General features: G+C 55.9%; 5 protein-coding genes and 1 pseudogene. All 6 read right to left on the reverse strand.

Annotation, left to right across the window (positions count from 1 at the left end):
• Window positions 1-9: 9 nt before the first annotated feature.
• On the reverse strand, window positions 10-408 hold the full coding sequence (locus NV64_RS13450) for a thioesterase family protein (protein ID WP_101506098.1): 399 nt from the start codon (window positions 406-408) through the stop codon (window positions 10-12).
• Between the two features lie 106 nt (window positions 409-514).
• Window positions 515-880, reverse strand: a complete 366-nt coding sequence (locus NV64_RS13455) for a helix-hairpin-helix domain-containing protein (RefSeq protein WP_101506099.1) — start codon at window positions 878-880, stop codon at window positions 515-517.
• Window positions 881-1,019: 139 nt separating this feature from the next.
• Window positions 1,020-2,891 (reverse strand): peptidylprolyl isomerase, encoded by a 1,872-nt coding sequence (gene ppiD, locus NV64_RS13460; protein WP_056240523.1) that lies wholly within the window; start codon window positions 2,889-2,891, stop codon window positions 1,020-1,022.
• A gap of 333 nt (window positions 2,892-3,224) precedes the next feature.
• On the reverse strand, window positions 3,225-3,497 hold the full coding sequence (gene hupB / locus NV64_RS13465; RefSeq protein WP_056240526.1) for a nucleoid-associated protein HU-beta: 273 nt from the start codon (window positions 3,495-3,497) through the stop codon (window positions 3,225-3,227).
• Window positions 3,498-3,719: 222 nt separating this feature from the next.
• Window positions 3,720-6,074, reverse strand: a complete 2,355-nt coding sequence (gene lon / locus NV64_RS13470; RefSeq protein WP_056240528.1) for an endopeptidase La — start codon at window positions 6,072-6,074, stop codon at window positions 3,720-3,722.
• A 191-nt stretch (window positions 6,075-6,265) separates the two neighbouring features.
• Window positions 6,266-6,697 (reverse strand): annotated as a pseudogene (gene clpX, locus NV64_RS13475) (ATP-dependent Clp protease ATP-binding subunit ClpX); the annotation flags it as partial.

The following is a 6,697-nucleotide window of genomic DNA, read 5'->3' on the forward strand; positions in this document are numbered from 1 at the left end:
CCTGCCTGTCTACAGCATCATCTCCTGCAGCCGCAGCTTTAACTCCCCTTCCAGCGGCTGGGCCTTCTGGGTACGCAGATCGATACAGACAAAAGTCAGCTGTGCATCCGCCACCACCAGGCCGGTCGGCTGCAGTGTAATAGTCTGACTGATTACGCCGCTCTTGCCCCCCAGCTCCAGCAGCTGGCTGTCGATACTGAGCACGTCGCCCAGCACCGCCGGACGGCGATAGTTAATATTGATATTGACCACGATAAAGGCCAGATGGTGGGTGGTCAGCCAGTGAAAAGAAGTCATCTGCTCCAGCCACGCCCAGCGTGCCTCTTCAAGGAACTCCAGATAACGTGCGTTGTTGACGTGCTGATAGACATCAAGATGGTAGCCTCGAACTTTAAGGGTGGTCTGCATGAACGGATCTCCGGGTGAAAAAAGGCCATACCAACTGGTATGACCTCTTCAGGATAGCAGCGACGTGATACCACCGCCGCAGCAGCTTAGCGACTCTGGATATCGGTCACAGTTTGATGCGCGACAGATTGCGCTCGACTAAGGCGTTACCCATTCCCGGCACCTCTTTCAGCTGTTCAAGCTGGCTGAAAGGCCCGTACTTCTCGCGATAGCTGACGATCGATTCCGCCTTCTTCAACCCGACGCCATTCAGCGCGGACGCCAGCTCCTGGGCACTTGCGTTGTTGATACTCACCTGTTCCCCTCTTTTTTCCCCCACGGGCGGGCTTTTCTCTCCGCCAGTGCTGGCCGGACCTTTTTCCATCTGTACTACCGCTTTGCCCTCTTTCGCCACGGGTGAGCTGGCGACGGCGGGCAGGCTCAGCCCGATGGCCAGAGCCAGTGACGCGGCCTGTATAACTGATTTAATCATCGCTGTTTTCTCCTTGTGTTTGACAGCAAGGCGAGGTTACGGCGGGAAAAAAAGGGCTGCAAACGACAGGTTTCAAAAATGGAAAAGGCCGCATAAGCGGCCTTTGTTGTTGCAGTCGGTTGCAGTTAAATTGCGAGGCTTACTGCGCCTGCGCCGCTGCGCCGTACTTGATTTTCGCCTCTTTACGCAGGTTGCTCATCAGCGCTTCAAAGGCGATCTGCGCGTTGTTCTGCGTCACGCCCTGAATCAGCGCGGTCTTCTGCGCCTCCTGCAGGTTGCCGCTCTGGACTTTATCCAGCGCCAGCAGCACCACATTGCCCTGCATATCTTCGCTCACGCCGTAAGAGACTTTCCCTTCCGCCGGCAGCGGCAGCGCAAAGGCCGCCTGCGTCAGCGGGCTCTGGTCGGTACGCGCCAGCGTTTTCTGCTCACCGAAGTTCAGACCCGCCGCCTTCAGCGCCGCATCACCCTTACCGGCTTTTAGCTCGGCCAGCAGCTTATCGGCCTGCGCTTTCGCTTCTGCCTGGGCTTTCTGCAGCTTAAGCGTATCGGTAATCTGCGCGGTCACATCAGCCAGCGCTTTTGCCGCTTCAGGCTTGTGTGCGCTGATGCGCAGGACAAACGCACGGTCGCCATCAACGGTGATGACGTCGGAGTTACGGCCTGGGGCACCGTCGTTGCCGCCAAGGTTACCGCTAAAGATTGCCTCCTGCACCGGCTTGAAGTTCAGCTCGTTGGGCAGATTGTCATGACTAAACCAGTCGGTTTCCACCGCTTTCACACCGCCAGCCTGCTCTGCGCTGGCAAGGGATTCGGTATCGTTACTGGCGGCATCGCTGACTTTCTGCTGCAGCTTGAAGTAAGCATCGATGGCGTTTTCCTGCTTCACCTTCGCCGCAATCGCATCATGCACCTCGGCCAGCGTTTTCACCTGCTGCGGCTTGATGTCATCCAGACGGGCAACGATGTAACCCACGGAAGATTTGATCGCACCGGACAGCTGGCCTTTCTCTTTCAGGTCGGCACCTTTCAGCTCATCCGGGGTGGTTTCTGGTTCCAGCCAGCCCATGTCGCCGCCGTTACGGGCAGAGATAGGGTCAACCGACTTCTCTTTGGCCAGCGCGGCAAAATCACCACCCTCTTTCAGCGCTTTCAGCACCGCCTCGGCGTCCGCTTCGGTTTTGGTCTGAATGATGCTGTAGCGATTACGCTGTGGCTGGGTGTAATCCTGCTGATGGCTGTCATACCAGCCCTGGATATCGCTCTCGGTCACCGGCTTCTGCAGGCTGGCGGCATCCAGTTTGATATAGCTGACGCGGAACTGCTCAGGCGTCATAAAGCTGTTTTTATTCTGCTGATAGTAGTTATTGATTTCGTCTGCGGTAACGCTCTGTTTCGCGGTCAGCGCATCGACGTTGATGGTCACCTCGCGCACCAGGCGCTGCTGAGAGACCAGCGCGGCCAGCGCATCGCCTTCGTTACCCAGCACGAAGTCCGTACCGGTTACCGATTTAATCAGCTGCTGAGTGGTCAGCTGCTTGCGCAGCGCCTGAGCATAGCGATCGGCGGTAAAGCCCATGTTGCCGATCAGCGCCAGATATTTGGCATTATCAAACTTACCGTCGGTCTGGAACGCGGGCTGGCTGAAGATGGCCTGCTTAATCTGCTCGTCGCTAATCGCCAGATGCAGCGATTTGGCATACTGATCCAGCAACAGCTCATCAATCAGCTGGGACAGCGCCTGCTGACGCATCTGCTGCAGATAGCCTTCATTGCCGGCCAGCGCAGAGAACTGCTCGCCCAGCATCTGCTGCTGACGCGCACGTTCATTGCTGAACGCCTGCTCGAGCTGAACACGGCTGATTTCATCACCGTTCACTTTGGCAGCGTAATCACCGCCACCACCGGTCAGGTAACCGCCCACGCCGGTCAGGACGAAAGACAGGATAATCAGACCCAGTATAATTTTGAGCACGACATGGTTCGACGCCGCGCGTAAATTGTCCATCATGGTGTGACAACACTCCGCTGTAATATGAATGTAAACCTTGCGCGTTCATCCCGGGTTCCTGGGGACGTGCAACGCCGGTGCATTACTGCAACTCCGGTAAAGCCGGAAACCCAGCGGAGTTACATCCTTCAGACAACCGCCCGCGGCGTTTGTCCCTGAAAAATAAAAAAAGGCACATCCTTTTGCTGATGTGCCCGTATGTTACATGAGAACGGCTCGCCGATCCTCACTCCGCCAAAGAAAACTGCTTTCGTCATCATTCAGCGCGTTTACCCGGCCGGTTTCAGACTGCTGGGATCCAGCGAGCCCACGCAGTGTGAAACCGTTGGGAATTTAGTTCACGGCATCTTTCAGCGCTTTACCGGCGCGGAAGCCCGGGACTTTACCCGCAGCAATGGTGATCTCTTTACCCGTCTGTGGGTTACGACCGGTACGCTCGGCACGCTCACGCACGGAGAAGGTACCAAAACCAACCAGCGCCACTTCATCACCAGCCTGCAGAGATTCAGTTACTGAAGCGATAAAAGCGTCTAATACACGTCCGGCGGCCGCTTTAGAGATATCCGCGTTGGCAGCAATACTGTCGATCAACTGTGACTTATTCACTTAATCATCCCCACGTTTATTTTCACATTCTGAACCGGCGCAGTGCCTGGCATTCAGGTGCTCTCATTGATTATGGCTGTTAGCCCCAGATTATCGCACCGCGACGGCCCGCATCCTGCCGCCACTGGCTGAATCGGGATCTAAATTAGCGGCACAAAAAAAAGCTGGCAAGTACCAATTCACCTGCCAGCCTGGGTTTTTATCTGATTTCGCCTTAAATCACTATTTGGCGGTCACAACCTGGATGCCGGACGGTTCATTCTGCAGCGCCAGCGCCAGCACTTCCTCGATGCGCTTAACCGGATGAATCACCAGATCGGCAATCACGTTATCCGGGATCTCTTCCAGATCGCGCTTGTTTTCATCCGGGATCAGCACGGTTTTGATGCCGCCACGGTGCGCCGCCAGCAGTTTTTCCTTCAGGCCACCGATTGGCAGTACCTGGCCCCGCAGGGTGATCTCACCGGTCATCGCCACGTCGGAACGCACCGGGTTACCGGTCAGGCAGGAAACCAGCGCGGTGCACATCGCAATACCGGCGCTCGGACCATCTTTCGGCGTTGCCCCTTCAGGCACGTGCACGTGGATGTCGCGTTTCTCGTAGAAGTCGCCGTTAATGCCCAGCTTCTCCGCACGTGCGCGCACCACGGTCAGCGCAGCCTGAATTGACTCCTGCATTACTTCGCCCAGCGAGCCGGTATAGGTCAGCTTGCCCTTACCCGGTACGCAGGCGGTTTCGATGGTCAGCAGATCGCCGCCCACTTCGGTCCACGCCAGGCCGGTGACCTGACCGACGCGGTTTTCCGTGTCGGCACGGCCGTAGTCGAAACGCTGCACGCCAAGGAAATCTTTCAGGTTGTCGCCGTTGATCTCAATGTGCTTCAGCTTTTTGTCCATCAGCAGCGACTTCACCGCTTTACGGCACAGCTTGGAGAGTTCGCGCTCGAGGCTACGCACGCCCGCTTCCCGTGTGTAGTAACGGATGATGCCCACAATCGCGCTGTCATCGACCGTCAGTTCGCTCGGCTTGAGAGCATTACGCTCGATCTGCTTTGGTAACAGGTGCTGTTTAGCAATGTTCAGCTTTTCATCTTCGGTGTAACCAGAAAGACGGATCACTTCCATACGGTCCAGCAGCGGTGCCGGGATGTTCATCGAGTTAGAGGTCGCCACAAACATCACGTCGGAGAGATCGTAATCCACTTCCAGATAGTGATCGTTAAAAGCGATGTTCTGCTCAGGATCCAACACCTCCAGCAGCGCCGACGCCGGATCGCCCCGCATATCTGAGGACATTTTGTCGATCTCATCCAGCAGGAACAGCGGGTTTTTCACCCCCACTTTGGCCATTTTCTGGATCAGCTTGCCCGGCATCGAACCAATATAGGTACGACGGTGGCCGCGAATTTCGGCTTCATCACGCACGCCGCCCAGCGCCATACGTACGTACTTACGCCCGGTGGCTTTAGCAATCGACTGGCCGAGCGAGGTTTTACCGACGCCCGGAGGCCCGACCAGGCAGAGGATCGGTCCTTTAATTTTGCTGACGCGGCTTTGAACCGCCAAATACTCAAGGATGCGATCCTTGACGCGTTCCAGACCGAAATGGTCGGTATCCAGCGTTTCCTGCGCCTTAACCAGGTCCTTTTTGACCTTGCTGCGCGCGTTCCAGGGTACCTGCACCATCCACTCGATATAGCCGCGGACGACGGTCGCCTCGGCGGACATCGGCGACATCATCTTCAGTTTCTGCAGTTCGGCTTCGGCTTTCTCATGCGCTTCTTTCGGCATTTTAGCCGCGTCGATTTTACGCTTCAGCGCTTCATTTTCGTCCGGCGCATCGTCCATCTCGCCGAGCTCTTTCTGAATCGCCTTCATCTGCTCGTTGAGGTAGTACTCGCGCTGGCTTTTTTCCATCTGCTTTTTGACGCGGTTACGGATACGTTTCTCAACCTGCAGCAGGTCGATTTCCGATTCCATCATCGCCATCAGGTATTCCAGACGCTCGTTGACGTCATACATTTCCAGCACCGACTGCTTATCTGCCAGCTTCAGTGGCATATGCGCCGCCACGGTATCTGCCAGGCGCGCGGCATCGTCAATGCTGTTGAGCGAAGTCAGGACTTCCGGCGGGATCTTTTTATTCAGTTTGATATAGCCTTCAAACTGATTGATCGCCGTGCGTACCAGCACTTCCTGCTCACGTTCTTCAATCTCCGGCGACGCCAGGTATTCAGCCTGAGCGGTAAAGTGGTCGCCGTTGTCAGCTAAGGTGGTGATGTGCGCACGCTGTAAACCTTCCACCAGCACTTTTACCGTACCGTCCGGCAGCTTCAGCATCTGCAGAATGGAGGCGACGGTCCCGACTGAAAACAGATCGTTAATACCCGGTTCATCCGTTGAAGCTTCTTTCTGAGCGACCAGCATGATCTTTTTATCATGATCCATGGCGGCTTCAAGGCAGCGAATAGACTTTTCACGACCCACGAACAACGGAATGACCATGTGCGGATAAACCACTACGTCACGCAACGGCAACACAGGGATTTCAATGCGTTCAGAACGCTCAGGATTCATAGAGCTCTCTCTTAGTTTAATTTCCGCCAGGGTGTGGGGGAACCACATCAATGAGAAAAGGTGTAGTTTTACCCACAGGTATTTGAGTATATGGGGATGAGCGGAACAGATTCAACGTTGGGGTAACGAGAAAAGTAAAAGGGGGAACATTTTCCCCCTTTTAAGATAACTAACTGGAATGATTTGGTTATTTATTCACCAGAAGCCTGCTGCGCTTCCTGCTGACCATAAATCAGCTTCGGCGCGCCGTTGCCGTCAATAACCGACTCATCCACCACCACTTTCTCCACACCGTCCAGCGACGGCAGATCGTACATGGTGTCCAGCAGCGCGGCTTCGACAATCGAACGCAGGCCACGGGCGCCGGTCTTACGCGACATCGCCTTCTTCGCGATGGCGTTCAGCGCCTCGTCACGGAACTCGAGGTCCACGCCTTCCAGGTTAAACAGCGCCTGGTACTGCTTGGTCAGCGCGTTCTTCGGCTCGCGCAGGATCTGGATCAGCGCGTCTTCGCTCAGTTCGGTCAGCGTCGCCACCACCGGCAGACGGCCGATAAACTCAGGGATCAGGCCGAACTTGATCAGGTCCTCCGGCTCAACCTGCGCCAGCAGCTCCCCTTCCGT

This window comes from Erwinia sp. B116 (assembly GCF_002865965.1).
GTDB lineage: Bacteria > Pseudomonadota > Gammaproteobacteria > Enterobacterales > Enterobacteriaceae > Erwinia.